This window comes from Cryobacterium sp. Hz7, assembly GCF_004402815.1.
Classification (GTDB): domain Bacteria; phylum Actinomycetota; class Actinomycetes; order Actinomycetales; family Microbacteriaceae; genus Cryobacterium; species Cryobacterium sandaracinum.
The window spans coordinates 89,409-109,134 of record NZ_SOFB01000056.1 but is presented as its reverse complement, the minus strand read 5'-3'; the positions used below and the strand labels follow the sequence as shown (position 1 = coordinate 109,134).

The 19,726-nt window shown below is 66.7% G+C and carries 15 protein-coding genes; 8 read left to right on the top strand and 7 right to left on the bottom strand.

Features of this window, described 5'->3' with window-relative positions; genetic code table 11:
* Window positions 1-16: 16 nt before the first annotated feature.
* Window positions 17-3,052 (top strand): bifunctional [glutamine synthetase] adenylyltransferase/[glutamine synthetase]-adenylyl-L-tyrosine phosphorylase, encoded by a 3,036-nt coding sequence (locus E3N86_RS14755; RefSeq protein WP_134512223.1) that lies wholly within the window; start codon window positions 17-19, stop codon window positions 3,050-3,052.
* An 81-nt stretch (window positions 3,053-3,133) separates the two neighbouring features.
* On the opposite strand, the gene glnA is transcribed toward E3N86_RS14755, so the two are convergent.
* Window positions 3,134-4,558 carry a type I glutamate--ammonia ligase gene (gene glnA, locus E3N86_RS14750; RefSeq protein ID WP_104101957.1) on the bottom strand — a complete coding sequence of 475 codons (1,425 nt, stop codon included), beginning with the start codon at window positions 4,556-4,558 and terminating at the stop codon, window positions 3,134-3,136.
* A gap of 144 nt (window positions 4,559-4,702) precedes the next feature.
* On the opposite strand from glnA, the gene E3N86_RS14745 reads away from it, so the two are divergent.
* Window positions 4,703-5,143 carry an RDD family protein gene (locus tag E3N86_RS14745; protein ID WP_134342906.1) on the top strand — a complete coding sequence of 147 codons (441 nt, stop codon included), beginning with the start codon at window positions 4,703-4,705 and terminating at the stop codon, window positions 5,141-5,143.
* A gap of 22 nt (window positions 5,144-5,165) precedes the next feature.
* On the opposite strand, the gene E3N86_RS14740 is transcribed toward E3N86_RS14745, so the two are convergent.
* From E3N86_RS14740 to lipB, 3 genes are read right to left on the bottom strand one after another with little or no spacing between them, the layout of a single operon-like run.
* The gene (locus E3N86_RS14740; protein WP_104101963.1) at window positions 5,166-5,876 is read right to left on the bottom strand and encodes a DUF4191 domain-containing protein; all 711 of its coding nucleotides are present in this window, start codon (window positions 5,874-5,876) and stop codon (window positions 5,166-5,168) included.
* Between the two features lie 48 nt (window positions 5,877-5,924).
* Complete coding sequence (lipA, locus tag E3N86_RS14735; protein ID WP_104101966.1) at window positions 5,925-6,914, bottom strand: lipoyl synthase; 990 nt, start codon at window positions 6,912-6,914, stop codon at window positions 5,925-5,927.
* Entirely contained in the window at window positions 6,911-7,546 is a 636-nt protein-coding gene (lipB, locus tag E3N86_RS14730; RefSeq protein WP_134371948.1) for a lipoyl(octanoyl) transferase LipB, read from the bottom strand. The genes lipA and lipB overlap by 4 nt, the downstream gene beginning before the upstream one ends.
* Window positions 7,547-7,772: 226 nt before the next feature.
* Between lipB and E3N86_RS14725 the strand changes: the two genes are divergently transcribed.
* Entirely contained in the window at window positions 7,773-9,230 is a 1,458-nt protein-coding gene (locus E3N86_RS14725; protein ID WP_166785108.1) for a protein kinase, read from the top strand.
* 29 nt (window positions 9,231-9,259) lie between these two features.
* On the opposite strand, the gene E3N86_RS14720 is transcribed toward E3N86_RS14725, so the two are convergent.
* The 3 genes from E3N86_RS14720 to E3N86_RS14710 form a co-directional block, all read right to left on the bottom strand.
* Window positions 9,260-10,741, bottom strand: coding sequence for a 2-oxo acid dehydrogenase subunit E2 (locus tag E3N86_RS14720; RefSeq protein WP_134512221.1), 1,482 nt, complete (start codon window positions 10,739-10,741; stop codon window positions 9,260-9,262).
* 70 nt (window positions 10,742-10,811) lie between these two features.
* Window positions 10,812-12,182, bottom strand: a complete 1,371-nt coding sequence (lpdA, locus tag E3N86_RS14715) for a dihydrolipoyl dehydrogenase (protein ID WP_134373812.1) — start codon at window positions 12,180-12,182, stop codon at window positions 10,812-10,814.
* Between the two features lie 99 nt (window positions 12,183-12,281).
* Window positions 12,282-13,769 (bottom strand): leucyl aminopeptidase, encoded by a 1,488-nt coding sequence (locus E3N86_RS14710; protein WP_134373810.1) that lies wholly within the window; start codon window positions 13,767-13,769, stop codon window positions 12,282-12,284.
* A 96-nt stretch (window positions 13,770-13,865) separates the two neighbouring features.
* Here E3N86_RS14710 and E3N86_RS14705 point away from each other — a divergent pair, with 96 nt between their 5' ends.
* From E3N86_RS14705 to E3N86_RS14685, 5 genes are all read left to right on the top strand, one after another.
* On the top strand, window positions 13,866-14,789 hold the full coding sequence (locus tag E3N86_RS14705; RefSeq protein ID WP_134373808.1) for a proteasome assembly chaperone family protein: 924 nt from the start codon (window positions 13,866-13,868) through the stop codon (window positions 14,787-14,789).
* 54 nt (window positions 14,790-14,843) lie between these two features.
* On the top strand, window positions 14,844-16,178 hold the full coding sequence (locus E3N86_RS14700; RefSeq protein ID WP_104101987.1) for a nitrate/nitrite transporter: 1,335 nt from the start codon (window positions 14,844-14,846) through the stop codon (window positions 16,176-16,178).
* Between the two features lie 231 nt (window positions 16,179-16,409).
* Window positions 16,410-17,717 carry an RNA polymerase sigma factor gene (locus E3N86_RS14695; RefSeq protein ID WP_134373806.1) on the top strand — a complete coding sequence of 436 codons (1,308 nt, stop codon included), beginning with the start codon at window positions 16,410-16,412 and terminating at the stop codon, window positions 17,715-17,717.
* 53 nt (window positions 17,718-17,770) lie between these two features.
* Window positions 17,771-18,994, top strand: a complete 1,224-nt coding sequence (locus tag E3N86_RS14690; protein ID WP_134373804.1) for a MurT ligase domain-containing protein — start codon at window positions 17,771-17,773, stop codon at window positions 18,992-18,994.
* Window positions 18,991-19,719, top strand: a complete 729-nt coding sequence (locus tag E3N86_RS14685) for a type 1 glutamine amidotransferase (RefSeq protein ID WP_134512220.1) — start codon at window positions 18,991-18,993, stop codon at window positions 19,717-19,719. Before E3N86_RS14690 ends, E3N86_RS14685 begins: the two co-directional genes overlap by 4 nt.
* Window positions 19,720-19,726 lie beyond the last annotated feature (7 nt).

Sequence of the window (19,726 nt, the reverse complement as noted above, 5' to 3'; positions counted from 1 at the left end):
CGGGAGACGAGACCCGATGGCACGGGAACAGCTGACCCTGACCGAGCTCGCCCGGGTAGGCTTCGTCGAGCTACGAGAGGTGCGTTTTCGGCTGGATGAGGTCGGTGACCTGGGCGGACCCGAATCGGCCGCACTGCTGCCGCTGCTCGGCAAGACTGCCAACCCGGATGCCGCCCTCGCGGCCCTCGTTTCGCTGCTGCGCCAGGCACCGCACGAGGTGCGGGCGTTGTTGCTGCACCCGGAGCAGACCCAGCGGCTGCTGCGGGTCGTCGGCGCGTCGAGCGGACTGACCGAGTTCTTCCTGCGTCATCCGGAGGAATTGACGGTTCTCGCCCAGCCGCTCACGACCCTTCCCGACCTGCCGGAACTGATCGAGGACCTGCTGGATGCGGTCGGTACCCGGGACGGGTTCGCCAGCCTCGTCGACGATGAGGGCTGGGTCGCCCTGCGGGTGCGCTACCGGCGCCGCCTGGCGCAGCTGGCCGCCTACGACCTCGAGCAGGCCGACCCGGTCGCGGGCCTGGACGCCGTCGCCCGCACGCTCGCCGACCTGGCGGCCGCCGCGCTGGAGGCCTCCTTGGCCGTCGCGCGGAGCATGTCCACCGGTTTGGTCGCGGGGCGAGGCGTATTCCCGGAGGAAGAGGTGCGCGCCACCCGGCTCGCGGTGATCGGCATGGGCAAGGCCGGCGCCGGCGAACTGAACTACGTCAGTGATGTCGACGTGATCTTCGTCGCCGAGGGTGACCCGGCCGCCGGCCTGGAAGCGCCGCGCGCGGTCGATATCGCCACCCGGCTCGCGATCCTGCTGATGCGGGGCCTGAATCAGCCCGCCGTCGAACCCGAGCTCTGGGAAGTGGACCCGAACCTCCGTCCCGAGGGCAAGTCCGGCGCCCTGGTGCGATCCCTCGAGTCTCACCTGGCCTACTACGACCGTTGGGCGAAGAGCTGGGAGTTCCAGGCGCTGCTGAAGGCCAGACCGCTGGCGGGCGACCTCGAGCTCGGTGGCCGGTATGTGGCGGCGGTGTCCCCGAAGGTGTGGACCAGTGCCAGCCGGGAGAATTTCGTCGAGTCCGTGCAGCGGATGCGCGAGCGCGTCACCAAGAACATTCCGGAGGACGAAGTCGCCGTGCAGCTGAAGCTCGGCCCCGGCGGCCTCCGCGACATCGAGTTCACCGTGCAGCTTCTGCAGCTCGTGCACGGTCAGGCGGATCCGGCGGTTCGGCAGGCCGGCACCCTGCCAGCGCTGACCGCGCTGGCCGAGAGCGGATATGTCGGGCGCGCTGAAGCGGCCGAGTTCGCTCAGGAGTACCGCATCCTGAGGCTGATGGAGCACCGCCTGCAGCTGGAGAAGCTCCGGCGCACCCACCTTGTCCCGCGCGACGAGTCGAGCCTGCGCGTCCTCGCCCGGGCGACCGGGCTCGCCCCGAACGCCGCCCAGCTGAGCGTCCGGTGGCTGAACACCAAGCACCGGGTGCGCGGCCTGCATGAGCGCCTGTTCTACCGCCCTCTCCTGTCGGCGGTGGCCGCGCTTCCCGCGGACGGGCTGGGCCTCACCAGCGCCCAGGCCGAGGCCCGGCTGGCCGCCATCGGATTCCGCAATACCAAGGGCGCCCTCGGTCACATTGCGGCCCTCACCGGCGGGGTGTCCCGACGGGCGACGATTCAGCGCAATCTACTGCCTGTGCTGCTGCAATGGTTCTCCGAGGGAGCCGACCCCGACTACGGGCTGCTCGCGTTCCGGCGCCTGAGCGACAGTCTCGGTACGACCTACTGGTTCCTGCGCATGCTCCGCGACTCATCCGGGGCCGCCGAGCGACTCACCCGGGTGCTGTCCTCATCCCGTTTCGTCGGCGAGCTCCTGGAGACGATTCCCGAATCCGTGGCCTGGCTGGAAGACGAGGACGACCTGCGGCCCCGCAGCGCGGCCACCCTCCGTGAGGAGGCCCGCGCCGTGCTGGCACGGCACGAGAGCCCGGATGCGGCCGCCTCGATCCTGCGCACGGCCCGGCGCCGCGAAATGCTGCGGCTGGCGTTCTCGGCGATCCTGGGCCAGGTCAGCATCGACGAGCTGGCGACGGGGCTCACCCACGTCACCGCCACCATCATCGAGGGGGTGCTCGCCGCCATCCGTGGCACCACGCTCGACGGGGCCGAAGACGGTCAGGACGCCGACGGGATCGAATTCGCCGTGATCGGCATGGGCCGGTTCGGCGGCTCGGAACTGGGGTTCGGCTCGGATGCCGACGTGATGTACGTCTTTCGCCCGGGCACCCTCACCGGCGAGGCAGCCCACGACCGGGCGAAGTTCATCGTCAAGGAATTGTCGCGGCTCACCGATGACAACCGCTTGCCTCTGGACCTGGACATCGGGCTGCGCCCTGAGGGGAAGAACGGTTCCGTTGCCAGGTCCCTCGAGTCCTACGAGGCCTACTATCGGCGTTGGTCGCTCACCTGGGAGGCACAGGCGCTGTTGCGGGGGAGAGGAGTCGCCGGCGACGCCCGGCTCCTGGCCGACTTCGAGGCCGTCGCCGACGAGGTGCGGTATCCGTCATCGATCAGCGAACAGGCGATCCGTGAGGTCAAGCGGATCAAGGCCAGAGTCGAAAACGAACGGCTGCCGCAGGGCGCCGATCCCAACCGGCACCTCAAGCTCGGCCGAGGGTCGTTGAGCGACGTGGAGTGGTTCGTGCAGCTGCTTCAGCTGAAGCATGCGGCCGACATCGCCGAGCTGCGCACCTCGTCGACGCTCGGCGCCCTTCGCGCGGCCGTCGCCGCGGGCCTGGTCAACGAGACGGATGCCGAAACTCTCACCGCCGCGTGGCTCTTCGCGTCCCGCTGCCGGTCCGCGATCACCCTCTGGACCAACAAGACCGCGGATGTCCTCCCGACCGACCGCGTGCAGCTCGAGGGCGTCGCCCGGGTGATGGAATACCCGCCGGGCTCTGCCAACCAGCTCGAGGAGGAATACCTCTCGGTGACCCGCCGCGCCCGCGCGGTGTTCGAGCGCCTGTTCTACGGGCCGGTGGAGCGCGCCGGCCCCTTCGGCGGGTAGGTCCGGTACAGGCAGGAGGACCGCATCCCCGAGGGGATGAGGTCCTCCTGCCTATACCCAGCCGGTTGCCGGGGCTACGGTCTAGACGCCGTAGTAGAGCTCGAACTCGAACGGGTGCGGACGCTGCGCGAGCGGCTTGATTTCCATCTCACGCTTGTAGTCGATCCAGGTTTCGATCAGTTCGGGCGTGAAGACGTTACCGGCAAGCAGGAAGTCGTGGTCGTTCTCGAGGGCTACGAGGGCCTCGCCGAGCGATGCGGGAACCTGCGGGATGTTCTTGGCCTCTTCGGGCGGAAGCTCGTAGAGGTCCTTGTCGACCGGCTCGTGCGGTTCGATCCGGTTCTTGATGCCGTCCAGTCCGGCCATCAGCTGGGCGGCGAAGGCGAGGTACGGGTTGCCCGAGGCATCGGGAGCGCGGAACTCGATGCGCTTCGCCTTCGGGTTTGTGCCCGTGATCGGGATCCGGATGGACGCCGAGCGGTTGCCCGCCGAGTAGACGAGGTTGACGGGAGCTTCGAACCCCGGCACCAGACGGTGGTAGGAGTTGACGCTCGGGTTTGTGAAGGCGAGTACGGCCGGTGCGTGCTTGAGCAGACCACCGATGTACCAGCGGGCGACGTCGGACAGTCCGCCGTAGCCGGACTCGTCGTAGAAAAGGGGCTTGCCGTCGGCCCACAGTGACTGGTGCGTGTGCATGCCGGAGCCGTTGTCGCCGAACAGAGGCTTCGGCATGAAGGTGGCCGTCTTTCCCCACTCGGCCGAGGTGTTCTTGACGATGTACTTGAACTTGAGCAGATCGTCGGCTGCGTGCACCATGGTGTCGAAGCGGTAGTTGATCTCGCCCTGGCCGCCGGTGCCGACCTCGTGGTGGCTGCGTTCCAGGATGAGTCCGGCGTCAATCAGCTTGAGGCAGATGTCGTCGCGCAGGTCGGCGTGCTGGTCGACCGGGCTGACGGGGAAGTAGCCGCCCTTGAAAGGCGTCTTGTTGGCGAGGTTCCCGCCAACCTCTTCCTTGCCCGAGTTCCAGGCACCCTCGCTGGAGTCCACGGAGTAGAAGCTGGAGTGCTGGTTCACTTCGTAGCGAACATCGTCGAAGATGTAGAACTCGGCCTCCGGAGCGAAGAATGCGGTGTCCGCGATCCCGGTCGAAGCCAGGTACTTCTCGGCCTTCTTGGCAACCTGACGCGGGTCCTTCGAATAGATCTCGCCGTTGCGCGGGTTGTAGATGTCGAAAAGCATGATGAGGGTGCGCTCGGTGCGGAACGCGTCGATGTAGGCCGTGGTCACGTCCGGGATCAGCTGCATGTCGGATTCGTGGATCGACGCGAAACCGCGGATCGACGAACCGTCGAACATCTGCCCGACCGTGAAGAACTCCTCATCGACGGTCGACGCGGGGATGTTGAAGTGCTGCTGAACACCCGGCAAATCGGTGAAACGGATGTCAAGGAACTTGACGTCCGTGTCTTTGATGAACTTGAGCACTTCTGACGAATCGCGGAACATGCGGTTTTTTCTCCAAACGACGTGGGCATAGAACGTGTAAGTCGCGCGCTGCGGCTCTTTTGAGGCTACTGGGATGCCATTACCCGGCAGTGACGCTTATGTTTCACACATGTTACAGCGGGGCCCGCTCGGTAGACTCAGCCCGTGTCTGCCGCAGCCTCGAATTCGACCACTTTTGGACAACTTCCACCGAGCCGTTGGCCGGGGGAACGCCTCGGCCTGCCGAACGAGGGAACCCGTTCCGTGGGGCGCGTCGGCCGCAGGATCGGCGCCCTCGCGTTGGACTGGGCCCTGGCCTACGGGGCGGCGGCACTGTTCTTCAGCACGAGCGGCGTGGTCAACGGCTTCGCTGTGACCGCCATTTTCGTGGGGCTCCAGATCGTGTTTATCCCGACCATTGGCGGCAGCATCGGCCACCGTCTGGTCGGGCTCCGGGTCGTTCCGCTCCAGCCGGGTTGGGTCGGGTTGTGGCGCCCCGTCGTGCGGTCCCTGCTGCTCGGGCTGGCGGCCCCCGCTCTGGTCTGGGACTCGGACCAGCGCGGTTTCCACGACAAGGTCGCGGGAACGGTGCTCATCCGCTCCTAGCCTGAGCCGCGAGGGGAAGAGCCTAGTTTCCGCGCTGCGGACGCGCCTTCATCGGGTCGACGCCCTTGGGGATCGGCAGTTTCTTGGTCATGGAATTCAACCGGTTGTTCACGGCGAGCACCTCGGCCTTGGTCAGGGTGGGCTTGATCCGGGTGAGGCGCCGGGCCAGTTTGTGCAGCGGCACGGCATCGGCGTCGGGGCCGACGCTGATGATGGTGACGGCGATGCTGCCGCCGAGCCTGGTCACCATCCGGCGCTCTTCCTCGAGCATGCGGGCCGTTCGGGTGCGCGGCCCTTCACTGATCAGCACCACGCCGCCGCGGCCGACAGCCCGGTACACGGCATCCTGAGTCTTGCCGTTGACGGCGACGGGCATCTCACTTCCCACCCAACCGCGCTTCAGCGAACCGCGCAGCACCGCGCCGACGGCGCCGGGCTGGCCCTCGATCTGCGTGTATGCGGCTTTCTCGGCCCGCTGGCCCAGGATGATGAGCATGGCGAGGATTCCGGTGAGCACACCCGAAATCGTCCACAAGACGATATTCAGGATGCTTCCGGGGGACAGAATAAGGGCAAGTCCCAGCGCGACCGCGACGGGCACCACAAAGCCGAGAACCATGAACAACACGATCTTCTTGTCGTAGCGACGTGTCATCTGGAACACCTGCCACATTTGCTTCATGCGGCCGGGCTTCTTGGGGGGGCGGGGAGTCTTGTCCTTGCTGCGTGCCATGGTTCCAAGACTACCCAGTCACCCGAATGTCTCATGACCGATTTTTGATCAGGAGACCGCCTGCGCGAACCCGAGGGATGCGTCCGCCAGGTGGCGCAGTTGCGGCGGAACCTCGCGACCGGTCGCCAGCATGGACTGGGCCCAGAGCCGGCCGGCCCGATAGGACGAGCGCACAAGCGGGCCGGAGAGCACACCAAGGAAACCGATGGCCTCGGCTTCCTCCTTGAGTTCGACGAACTCCTCCGGCTTCACCCAGCGGGCCACGGGCAGATGACGCGCGCTCGGCCGCAGATACTGGGTGATCGTGATGATGTCGGTCCCGGCGTCATGCAGGTCCTGGAGGGCCTGGCTGACCTCCGCGCGCTCCTCGCCCATGCCCAGGATCAGATTCGATTTCGTGATAAGTCCCGCATCGCGGCCCTGGGTGAGGACGTCCAGGGACCGTTCGTAGCGGAATGCCGGCCGGATTCGCTTGAAGATTCTCGGGACGGTCTCCACATTGTGGCCGAAGACCTCGGGCTGGGCGGAGAAGACCTCGCCGAGGTGGTCCGGGTTGCCGGAGAAGTCCGGGACCAGAATCTCGACGCCGGTTCCGGGACTCTGCTGATGGATCTGCCGGATGGTCTCCGCGTAGAGCCAGGAGCCCTCGTCGGGCAGGTCGTCGCGGGCGACGCCCGTCACCGTGGCGTAGCGCAGATTCATCTTGACGACGGATTCCGCGACGCGGCGCGGCTCATCCGTGTCGTACTCGGCAGGTTTGCCGGTATCGATCTGGCAGAAGTCGCACCGCCTCGTGCACTGTGACCCGCCGATCAGGAAGGTCGCCTCGCGGTCTTCCCAGCATTCGAAGATGTTAGGGCAGCCGGCCTCCTGGCACACGGTGTGCAGGTTTTCGCCCTTCACCAGGTTTTGGAGCTTGCGGTACTCCGGTCCCATCTTCGCCACCGTCTTGATCCAGGCGGGCTTACGTTCGATCGGCGTTTCCATATTGCGGATCTCAAGGCGGAGCATCTTGCGTCCCTCGGGCGCCGCGCTCACGCGGACACCGCCCAGACGGTCTCGAACTGGGCCGTGATGGGGGCGATGAGGTCGGCCGGTTTCACGTCGTGGCCGACCATTCTCGAGATGGTGGTGACGCCGGCGTCCTTGATCCCGCAGGCGATGATGTGGTCGTAGGGTTCGAGCGAGTTGTTGCAGTTGAGGGCGAAGCCGTGCATGGTCACTCCTTCCGCGACGCGGATTCCGATGGCGGCGATTTTGTCTTCCCGGCCCTCCGGGCCGACCCAGACTCCTGAACGGCCCGAGATTCGGCAGCCGACGATGTCGAAGCCCAGGAGGGCGTCGATGAGGATCCCCTCGAGGAGGCGCACGTAGCCGACGACGTCGACGGGCTCCCGGAGGCGAATAACCGGATACCCGACCAGCTGCCCGGGGCCGTGCCAGGTGATCTTCCCACCGCGGTCCGCGTCGATGACGGGGGTTCCGTTTCGGGGACGCTCCTCAGGAGCTGTGCGCTTCCCGGCGGTATACACACTCGGATGTTCGAGAAAGATGACGGTGTCCGGCCTCTCCCCGGAGACGACGGAACGGTGGACTGCGCGTTGGAGCTCAAGGCCCTCAACATACGGCACGGAGTTGGCGCTTAGCCCCGCGACGACAAAGTCGAGCATGCACTCATCCTAAACCCCGGCGCTCCTCCCCACGGGGTTGGCGGCCCGGTTGTCCCCGAACCGAGTCTGGGTCGGCCGGGAGGGGAGCGGCGAGGCCAGCATGTCCGGTATGAGAACTCGCGGTCGACGCGTCCGCAATCCGGGGCCCGCGTCCCCGCCGCACTCGACCGGCTCGGTACCCGGCGGCGGCCCCACATTGGTCGCAGGCTACCGCGCTCTGCGGCGCTTGGCGTCAACCGACCGGGCCGACCTGTATGTGGGCGTGGCGCCGTCCCCGTCGACCTCGACCGGGGATGAGGCGCGGGGGTGGGAGCAGGGTGGCTCCACGACGTCCGTCGTGCTCAAGGTCTTCCATCCGGGAATGGATGACCTCTCGATCGAACGGGAGGTCCAAGCCCTGACCACCCTGACGGTCGGACGGCTAACCACGCTCGTCGATGTCGGCACCCTGGCCGATGGCCGCACCTGCCTCGTACTGGAACAGCTCACGGGCGGGTCGCTGAGCGGCTTTCTGGAGGGCCGCAGCCACTTGCTTCCCGGGGAGGCGGTCACGATCCTGGCGCCGATCGCGGCCGCATTGGCGGAGCTGCAGGCCATCGGCCTGATCCATCCGGCCGTCAGCCTCGCGAGCATTCTCTTCGACTCCAGCGGGCGCCCGGTTCTGACCGGGCTGGGAGAGCTCCGGGCGCTGCCCGAGGCCGGTCGCGGGCGGTCCGAGGCGCTCGCCCTGGTGCACGGCCGGCTCGCGCAGGTCATCCGGACGGTGCTCGACCACGTCGATCCCGTCGTGCCGGTCCCGACGGTCCTCCGCGACCTGGAACGGTGGTGTGCGGTGCCGGCCGCTGGCTCGGCGGCCCGCACCTGGGGCGAGGTCGAGCATCTCCTGTTCGCCTGGGCCGAGGCCAGGCCGGTGAGGCTGGGTCGGAGCCCCGAGGCCGTCAGCGGGCCGCAACCGGCCGTCGACTGGCTCCGGAGACCTCTGATTGACGATTTCGTCGGACGTGCTCCCACGGAGAAGGTCCGCCTTGCCGCAGAGGATCCCCGGGCCAAACGGATGCTCGGCAGCCGGGTCTCGCGTGCTCGCACGGCGGTTGGCCGGCTGTGGGAAGGTCACCCGGCCGGTGGGCTGAAGTCGCTGCTGGGCCGGCGGTTCCGCCTCCGCCGTGGGCCGCTGCTCCTCGTGGCCCTCGTGGCCCTGTTGAGTACGGGACTGGCGGTGATGGCGCTGGCCGCGGGTGGATCCGCACACACCGACGGAGCGCGGCCGGAGGGCTCCTCAAAGCCGGCCGAGTCGACCACCGCTGACGGCGACGAAGTAGGCGGCGACGGGTCTCCCCGAGAGGAAGCCGTGGTGACCGGTGACGACCCGGTGGTCGCGCTTCCGGCCCTGCTGCGGGTCCGCAGCCGGTGCCTTGCGGAGGTTTCGGTGGTCTGCCTCGATGCCGTGCACCAGGCGCAATCGGCGGCTCTGGCGGCCGACAGCTACACCCTGCGCATGATGCAACAGGGCGGCGAGGTCGCTGAATTCGAGGATTGGTCGTCGTGGGCGGCGGTTCTGGTGGAGCGAATGGGGGATGTCGCGCTCGTGTCGCTTCAGGCCCCGGATGCAGAACGACAGCCGGCCTCGGTCCTTGTGGTCAAGGGCGAGGCCGGCTGGCGAATCAGGGATATTTTCGACTACTAGTCAAGGTCCGGTCTCACGGACGACATCGACTAGATGCCGAGGTTTGCTTCGAAGGCACCTGCCTCGAGACGCTGCTTCATGGTGACGAGGAAGCGTGAAGCATCCGCGCCGTCAATGATGCGGTGATCATAGGACAGAGCCAGGAACACGGTCGAGCGGATCGCGATCGCGTCGAGGCCACCCTGGCTGACGACGATGGGCTTCTTGTAGACAACCCCGGTGCCGAGGATGGCGCTCTGCGGCAGGAAGACGACCGGGGTGTCGAAGAGCGCACCGCGCGAACCGGTGTTGGTCAGCGTGAACGTTCCACCAGACAGTTCGTCGGGCTTGAGCTTGTTGTCGCGGGTGCGCTGAGCGAGATCGGCGATCTGAGCGGCGAATCCGGCCAGATCGAGTTCGCCCGCGTTGCGCACGACCGGGGTCAGCAGGCCGCGTTCGGTATCGACCGCAATGCTGATGTTCTCCTGGCTCGGGTACACGATCGTGTCGCCGTTAATGGTGGCGTTGATGATTGGGTTGGCCTGAAGTGCCTCGGCTGCAGCGAGAGCGAAGAACGGCAGAAAGGACAGCTTGTTACCCGTCTTGGCGTGAAAATCGGCCTTGACCTGGTCGCGAAGAATCGCGACCCGGGTCACGTCGACCTCGACCACCGTGGTCAGCTGAGCCGATGACTGCATCGAGATGACGGCGCGTTCGGCGACGACCTTGCGCAGACGCGACATGGGCTGGGTGGTCCCGCGCAGGGCGGAAACCTCCACGGCCGGAGCTGTTGCTGCAGCCGTCCCGACGGGAGCGCTGGCCTGGGCGAGCGCGATGTCCTCCTTGCGGATGCGTCCACCGACACCGGTTCCGACCACGCGAGACAGATCGACGCCGGCCTCGTTCGCGAGTTTGCGGACGATGGGGGTGACGTAGCCGGATGTTCCCGCGTGCGATCCGCGGGAGACGGCCGGCTCCGGCGCGACCACGGGGGCAGCGGCAGGTGCTGGGGCGGCGACGGGGGCAGCGACAGGAGCCGCAGCAGCAACGGGTGCCGCGACCGGTGTGGGCGCGAACACCGGTGCGGGTGCAGCGACGGGTTCGGGAGCGGCGACCGGTGCGGGTGCCGCGACCGGTGCGGGTGCCGCAACGGGTGCGGGTGCCGCCACGGGTGCTGCAACGGGTGCGGGTGCCGCCACGGGTGCGGGGGCGGCCACCGGTGCCGGCGCTTCCGCGACGGGCTCGGGAGCGTCCACCGGCGCAGGCGCTTCCGCGACGGGAGCGGAGGCACCGGAACCGTCACCGATCGTGACCAGCGGAGTTCCGACCTCGACGGTCTCATCTTCCTGAACCAGGATGGCCTCGATCACGCCGGCAATGGGGGACGGGATTTCCGTGTCCACCTTGTCGGTCGATACTTCCAGCAGCGGCTCGTCGACTTCGACGCGGTCTCCCACGTTCTTCAGCCAGCGGGTGACCGTACCCTCTGTGACACTCTCACCGAGTGCCGGGAGGTTAACGGATTCGCTCATGCGATTGTCTCCTTCAAAACGAATTGTCTGTAATTAGAGTACTGAGTGTCTGAATGCAGAGGTTCGACGGCTACGCGTGAAGCGGCTTGCCGGCCAGCGCCAGGAAGGCCTCGCCGAGTGCCTCGTTCTGGGTGGGGTGCGCGTGCAGGAACGGGGCGATGTCTTCCGGGTAGGCCTCCCAGTTCACCACCAACTGTCCCTCACCGATCAGCTCGCCGACGCGGGCGCCGATCATGTGGACACCGAGGATGGGGCCGTCTTTGACCCGGACGAGCTTGATGGAGCCACTCGTGCCGAGGATGGAGCTCTTGCCGTTTCCACCCAGGTTGTACTCGACGGTGGAGATCTGGTCGGCGCCGAACTTTTCGGCAGCCTTGGCCTCCGAGTAGCCAACGGAGGCGATCTCCGGGTCGCTATAGGTGACCTTGGGGATGTTGAGGTCGTCGACGACGATCGGGTTGAGACCGGCGATCTCCTCGGCGACGAAGATGCCTTGCTGGAATCCGCGGTGCGCGAGCTGCAGGCCGGGGACGATGTCGCCCACGGCGAAGACGCCGGGGATGTTGGTCGCGAGGCGCTCGTCGGTCAGGACGAAGCCGCGGTCCATGGTGACGCCGACCTCCTCGAAGCCGAGTCGGGCGGTCGACGGGCCACGCCCGACGGCGACGAGCAGAATCTCCGCCTCGATGACGGTGCCGTCCTCCAGGGTGATGACGACGCCGTTCTCGTGCTGGGTGACGCTCTGGAACCGGATGCCGAGCGAGTATTCGATGCCACGCTTTCGGAAGGCGCGCTCCAGCTGCTTGGAGATGGACTCTTCCTCGTTGGGAACCAGGTGGGGAAGTGCCTCGATGATGGTGACGTCGGCACCGAAGGACTTCCAGACGCTCGCAAATTCGGCGCCGATGACGCCGCCGCCGAGCACGGCGACCTTCTTCGGGACGAACTCGAGCTCGAGGGCGTGCTCGCTGGTCATGACTCGACCGCCGATGGCGAGCCCCGGCAGGGAGCGGGAGTAGGAGCCTGTCGCGAGGACGATGTTCTTACCCACGATGGTGTCGGCACCGACCTGCACGGTGTTCGGCGAAATCAGTCGACCTTCACCTTCGATCACTGTGATGCCGCGCGACTTGATCAGACCCTGCAGCCCCTTGAACTTCGACGCCACAATACTCTTGCGGAACGCGTTCACGGCGGGCATGTCGATGCCCTCGAACTGCGTTTTGACACCGTACTTTGCGGCGTCGCGGCTGAAATCGGCCACCTCGGCCGAGTGCAGGAGTGCCTTGGTCGGGATGCAACCGAGGTGCAGACAGGTTCCGCCGAGTTTGCCCTTTTCGATCAGGCCAACGGTGAGCCCCAGCTGAACGGCACGCAATGCGGCCGCGTAGCCACCGCTTCCGCCGCCGAGAACGACAAGGTCAAAATTCTGTTCCGACACCCAGATACTCCCTCATACATCACAACCCGGTCTGCCCGCAGCGAGGATACGCATCCGGGCAGGCGAGAGTGGGCGAGATTTCTCGCCCACTCGACTGTACTACGGGCGCGAAAAGTCCTCGGCCAGTCGGAGCAGAGTCCGAACCGAGATTCCGGTCGGCCCGGCATTCGTGAATCCCCACCCGCTGCCGGTGTTGTGGGCCGGCCCGGCGATGTCCAGGTGGGCCCACGGGATCGTCTCGGTGCCGTCCCCGTTGCCGCGGGTTCCGATGAACTCCTGCAGGAATACTCCGGCGAGCAGCATGCCGCCGTGGGTGCTGCCGATCTTCGCGTTGGCGATGTCGGCGACATCCGAGTTGAGTAGAGGGCGCAGTTCCTCGGGAAGCGGCATCGGCCACACCAGCTCACCCACCGATTTGCCGGCGGTGAGCACCCGGGCGACCAGGGCATCCTCACCCATGGCGGCGTAGTAGCGGGTGCCGAGTGCGACGAGGGCGGCGCCGGTCAGCGTCGCCACGTCCACGATCGCATCCGGGCACTCCTCGCCAGCCGCGACGAGACCGTCCGCAAGAACCAGGCGACCCTCCGCATCCGTGTTCAGCACCTCGACCGTGCGGCCTCCGCGGATCCGCAACACGTCGTTGGGTCGGATGGCCGAGCCGGACGGCATGTTCTCCGCGATGCAGAGCCAGGCGGTGATGCGCACGTTGAGCCCCAGGCGGGCGGCCGCCAGGGTCACGGCCAGCACGGTCGCCGCGCCGGTCATGTCGTATTTCATGCCGACCATGGATGCCGGCGGCTTCAGTGAGAGTCCGCCGGTGTCGAAGGTGATGCCCTTGCCGACCAGGGCAATGTGCTGCGTCGCGCCCTCCGGCGTGTAGCTGACCTTGACCAGGCGCGGCGGCCGGCTGGAACCCTGGCCGACGCCCGCGATCCCGCCGAAACCATCCGCGGCCAGCTCCGCCTCGTCCCAGACGCGCACGGCGACGGGAAGGCCCGCGGCGGCGTCCATGGACAGGCGCGCGAGTGCCTCCGGGTAGAGGTCGGAGGGCGGCATGTTGACCAGGTCCTTGACCAGGTTGACGGCCTCGGCGATGACTCCGACGCGGGCGGAGGCTCCGGCCGCCTCCGCGGCGGTGTGCACCGTGATCTCCTGCGCCGGGATCTTGGTCGCGGCGAGCGAGTTCTGCCGGTACGCGGTGTAATAATACGCACCGAGCGCGGCACCCTCAAGGACGGCCTCCGCTTGGGCATCCGTGGTCATGGGGAAGGCGAAGGCAACCGAGGTCACGCCGGTCAGCTGGCGAACGGCCGACCCGGCAGCATGGCGCAGCGCATCGACCGTGACCTCCTTGCCGATTCCGACAACGGCGATGCTGCGGGCGTTGCCGATCGACGCAGGCAGTCGCACCACCTGATCGCGACCACCCGTGATACCCAAGGGGGCGAGTTGGTCCGCGAGGCCGGCGAAGGCGGCGTCAGCGAACAGGGCGGCGGAGTCGCCGGACTGGAGCGCCCCGACAATGAGAACGTCCACCTCCGATTCGAGGGCGGGTGCTGCGGATATGGTCAGACGGGGTGCGTTCATCCCCCGATCGTACGCTCCGGGTGTGTTCGCTCTCGGCATCACGGCGGGGTCGTCGATTCCCGCACCGCCCGGAATTTGGCGCTTACAGTTAATGTCATGCGGGATCCTGGTGACATTTACGAGCTGACTGCGGACGCGCAAAACGTCCCGGAGGGGCTCCACCTTGTGGCGGGTCTGACGGGCTTCGCGGATGCCGGTGGTGCCGTCTCGCAATTCACGGAATACCTTCTGGAAACCCTTGACCACACCGTCGTCGCGACCTTCGACGCCGACGTGCTGCTCGACTACCGGGCGCGGCGGCCGATCATCCAGTTCGACCAGGACCACCTCACCGACTATCAGCCTCCCGCCCTGAGGGTGTACCAGGCCCGGGACGAGATCGGCCAGCCGTTCCTGCTTCTGACCGGCTTCGAGCCGGATTTCCGCTGGGAACAGTTCACCGCCGCGGTGCTGCAGCTTGAGCGCCGCTTCAAGGTGGCCTCCACAACCTGGGTGCACGCGATTCCGATGCCGGTCCCGCACACCCGTCCGATCGGCGTGACCGTCAGCGGTAACCGGTCCGATCTGGTCGAGAGCATGTCGGTCTGGCGTCCGAACACCCAGGTTCCGGCGAACGCGCTGCACCTGGTGGAATACCGGCTGCAGGAGGCTGGCGCCTCCGTCGTCGGGTTCGTACTACTGATCCCGCACTATCTGGCCGACACGGAATTTCCCCTCGCCGCCCTCGCAGCCCTGGACAGCACGAGTGCCTCCACCGGGCTGATCTTCCCCACCGATCGGGTGCGAGAGAAGAACCGCGAGTTCGTCGCCCGCATCGACGAGCAAGTGCGGGACAACCCCGAGCTGGGCAAGCTCGTCGGCACGCTCGAAGAGCGCTACGACGCCTATATGGAGGGCAGCACGCTGCGCTCCCCACTGACAGACGAGGCCGGCGAATTGCCCAGCGCCGATGAGATCGCCGCCGAACTGGAGAACTTCCTCGCCACCCGGCGCAGCAGAGACGACGGTTCGCCGGCCTGATCCGCCGCGCGTCGCCGTGAATCCGGATGCTTCGGCGCGGGTAAGTTTGGGGCAATGAACTCGCGCCGATCCTGGTTGATCTTTTACGTCGGATCGTTCGCGTACCTCTCCGCCGTCCTGCAGCGCTCTTCCCTCGGGATCGCCGGTGTCGCCGCCACCGAACGGTTCGGCGGGTCTGCCGCGCTGCTGTCGAGCCTCGCCGTCGTGCAACTCGCCGTCTATGCGGCGGCACAGATTCCGGTGGGCGTCCTGATCGATCGGTACGGGCCTCGCGTGCTGGTGGCCTCCGGGACAGGGCTGATGGTGGTCGGCCAGACCACGCTCGCCTTCGCCCCCGACATCCCGATTGCCGTGCTCGGGCGCATCCTCGTCGGTGCCGGCGACGCCGCCATCTTCATCTCGATGATTCGTCTCATCGCCTCGTGGTTCTCCGGACGCATCGTTCCACAGCTCTCGCAGTGGCTGGGCAACATCGGTCAGCTCGGCCAGGTGCTGTCCGCCCTACCGCTGGCGTGGGTGCTGCACACCTGGGGGTGGACGCCGACGTTCCTCTCCGCCGCCTCGGTTGCCGTGTTGGCCCTGATCGTGGTCATCGTCGTGGTGACGGACCAGCCGGAGCGCGCATCCATGCAGAACCGGACCACCAGCTGGCGTGGCGCGCTACTGCAGCTCACACACAGTTTCAAGCGGCCTGGAACCCAGCTCGGCTTCTGGTCGCACTACGTCACACAGTCCTCCGGAACCGTCTTCACCCTGCTCTGGGGATTCCCTTTCATGGTGTACGGACTTGGCTACGACCCATCCCTCGCCGCGGCGATGCTGATGGTCCTGGTGGGTGCCGGCATGGTGTGCGGGCCGATCCTGGGGATCCTGACGGCGCGCTTTCCGCTGCGCCGCAGCACCATCGTGCTCGGCGTCGTCGCGCTGATGGGCGCGGCCTGGGCCGCGGTGCTGCTGTGGCCGGAGCAGCCGCCGTTCTGGTTGATGCTGGTGCTGCTCGTCGCACTTGGCATCGGGGGACCCGGCTCACTGATCGGCTTCGATTTCGCGCGCACCTTCAACCCCCAGCGCAGCCACGGCTCGGCGAACGGCGTCGTGAACGTGGGCGGCTTCACCGCCAGTTTCGTGATGGTCTACCTCATCGGGCTACTGCTTGACCTGCAGGACGGTTGGCGCACCGCCAGGGGGGAGGTGAGCGATCTGTATTCGCTCGACTCCTTTCGGGTTGCGTTTTCTGTGCAGTTCCTGGTTGTGGGACTCGGCGTGATTTTCCTGCTGCACGCCCGGGCCCGCACCCGCAGCCAGCTGTCCCGCGACGAGGGAGTGGAAGTCGCGCCGCTCTGGGTCGCCGTGGCGCGGGCATGGCGCCGGAGGCAGCAGCCTGAATAGCTGCGCGCCTGGCTCGTCTCCTACACAAAGCATGCAATAATTGTCAATAGGGCCCGTTCTGGTCCTGGGAGCAACGACAGCAGTGTCGGTGTGAATAGCCCGGGACTTGACATGGGTCCTAGTACTGCCCAAAATCCAAACTGCCCAGGCTCCTCTCCCGCTAGACCCACCCGGTCGGGACCCGCTTGGCAGCGCCGCAGGCTCCCGCGCCACGGCATGAGAGGTGTTCGAATGGCAACCCGCAAAAAAATCGAGCAGACCGAAGAACTCACCGTGAGCACCACTGAGGTTTCAGACGCAGTTGCGCCGGCAGCCAAGGCCGCCGCGAAGAAGCCGACCAAAGCCGCTCTGGCCAAGGCCGCTACTGCGGCAGCGGCCGCAGTAAGCGGTGAAGAGAAGCCCGCGCCGCGCAAGCGCGCCGCCAGCACGAAGGCGAAGGCCAAGCCGGTATCTGACGAACACGATGAGGCCGCACGCGGCGATGACGCGGATGCCGACGACGACTCCGACGAGGCCAAAAAGAAGCGCGCAGCATCCGCCGAGGCGCTCCCGAGCGGCGCCCTGGTACTGTCACTGGTCGACGACGACGACGAGGTGCCGGTTTACTCCAGTGCAATCACGGGCGCGACGGCCGACCCTGTCAAGGACTACCTGAAGCAGATCGGCAAGGTCGCCCTGCTGAACGCCGCCGAAGAGGTCGAGCTCGCGATGCGAATCGAAGCCGGGCTCTTCGCCGAAGACAAGATGTCCCAGATGAGCGACGCCGAGAAGAAGAGCGCCCTCGGACGCGAGCTCATGTGGGTCGCCAAAGACGGCGCCCGCGCCAAAAGCCACCTCCTGGGGGCAAACCTTCGCCTGGTCGTCTCGCTCGCCAAGCGCTACACGGGCCGCGGCATGCAATTCCTCGACCTGATCCAGGAGGGCAACCTGGGCCTCATCCGTGCCGTCGAAAAATTCGACTACACCAAGGGCTTCAAGTTCTCCACCTACGCAACCTGGTGGATCCGTCAGGCGATCACGCGTGCGATGGCCGACCAGGCCCGCACGATCCGTATTCCAGTGCACATGGTCGAGGTCATCAACAAACTCGCCCGCGTCCAGCGCCAGATGCTTCAGGACCTCGGCCGGGAGCCCACCCCGGAAGAGCTGAGCCGCGAACTGGATATGACCCCGGAGAAGGTCGTCGAAGTCCAGAAGTACGGCCGCGAACCCATCTCCCTGCACACTCCGCTCGGTGAGGACGGCGACAGCGAGTTCGGCGACCTGATCGAGGACACGGAAGCCGTTGTGCCTGCGGACGCCGTCGGGTTCACGATGTTGCAGAAGCAGCTGGAGAGCCTGCTCGACTCGCTCTCCGAACGAGAAGCCGGCGTCATCCGCATGCGCTTCGGCCTCGGGGACGGCATGCCGAAGACCCTCGACCAGATCGGCGACACGTTCGGCGTGACGCGTGAGCGCATCCGTCAGATCGAGTCGAAGACCATGGCCAAACTGCGTCACCCCTCACGGTCGCAGTCCCTACGCGACTACCTCGAGTAGAGCTCGTTTTGCGCTACGCACCGGCGATTCTTCTGGGACGCATCGTACGGAAATTGGCCCGGTGGCGGAAGCCGGGCGGCGGATCCGCGATCCCCGGTCTCGTGGTCAACAGGATCGCACCCGGATTCCTGCCGCGCAGCCTGAACAGCTTTCCGGGCGGCCTGGTCATCGTCACCGGGTCGAGCGGCAAATCAACGACGACCAAGATGCTGGTCGCAGCGCTCCGCGCTCACGGCACCGTTGTCTTCACCAACCAGTCCACGGCCAACATCAGCCAGGGTCTGACCTCCGCGCTGCTCGAGCAGGCCAGCCTGAGCGGTCATATCACGGGCGACATCGCCGTGTTGGAGATGGATGAGGGCCACGGAGCCCTGATCTCTGGTACGTTGACGCCGCGCGTCGTTGCGCTGACGAACGTCATGGTCGACCAGATCGACCGATTTCATGACTCGGACATGGTCGTGGCCATGCTCGCCAAGATCGCCGCCAGAGCCACCGGAACCGTCGTGGTCAACGCGGACGACCAGTATTTGACCGACCTCGCCGCACGCCTACCCGTTTCCTCGGCAGTCGCGCGCTACGGCGTCTCCGCCGACGTTCTCGCCGACAATCCGCGGGGCTTGGGCTACAGTGCGACCACCGCCACCAGGCTGGACGCGGGGGAGGGGATGCTCCTCACCTCAGTGCAGGGCCGCCGCGCCACCGTGAGCATTGCGGGTGTGGATTACCCGCTCGGGTTGCCCGCCCGCGGAACGCACTATGCCGTCGACGCCCTGACCGCGCTGTGCACGGCGCAGGCCGCGCTCGGCGACCGCTTCGATCCGGTGCTGGCCATCAACGCCATCTCGGCCATCCCACCGGTCTTTGGCCGTGGTGAGATCGTCACGGTTCGAGGCCAGCAGGTGGAATTCGTACTGGTGCAGAACCCGGCCAGTTTTCAGCTGAACGTCGACAGCCTCGAGCCGAAGACCGAGCAGATCCTCATCGCAATCGGGTCAGACGTGCGCGACCCGTCCTACTTTTGGCCCGTCAACACCTCGGGTCTGGGCCGGGTCCGTATTGCATCCGGTTCGAAGGCGCACGATATTGCCCTTCAGCTGGTATACGACGACGTCGTCGTCGACCGCATCGAGCCGAACCTGGGCCTGGCCCTGGACGATTTCCTGGCCCTGCCCGAACCGCTGACGGGTTTGAAGACGATCATCTTTTCCGCAGACTCCATGCGACGCACCAGGACGCACCTGGGGCTCGTCACCAACAAGGAGAAGCAGGAATGACCCGTCCGCTCTCGATCGTGTCGCTGCTTCCCGAACTCCTGGGCACCAACGGCGATGCCGCCAACGCCCGCGTTCTCGCCCAGCGGGCCCGATGGGCCGGTGCCGACGCCACGGTCGTGGAGGTGCGCTCCGCGGCCGATCTGCCGGACCAAGTCGATGCCGTCGTCGTCGGATCGGGCTCCGACTCCGACATGGTGCGCGCCAGGGACATCCTCGCGACGATGACCACGGAGCTGCGCACTTGGGCCACCGCGGGTGTCCCCATCCTCCTGGTCGGAATCGGCTGGGAACTTCTGAGCTGGGGCATCGAACTCGACGACGGATCCGTCGTCGAGGGGCTGGGCATCGTGGCCGGTCGCGCTGTTCCGATGCTGGCACGGGCCACGGATGACATCGTGGTCGCCTCCCGGTACGGACGTCTGATCGGTTTCGAGAATCATCAGCGCGGCTATGTCGGTGGCGAGGCGGCGCCGCTCGGCCAGGTGCTCTCCGGAACGGGCAATGGCGCGGGTACGGAGGGACTGGTCATGGGTAGCGTCGTCGGGACCCATCTTCACGGTCCCGTTCTCGCCAAAAACCCCGGACTGGCCGACCATCTGCTGTGTACGGCCCTGGCGCGTATCGGTCACGAGTATTTGCCCGGTGACCATTCGCTGGCTGCCGACGACATGGCACAAGCCGCACGCAATCAGATTGCGGTGCGGCTCGGACTCCCCATGGAGTAGAGGCCCA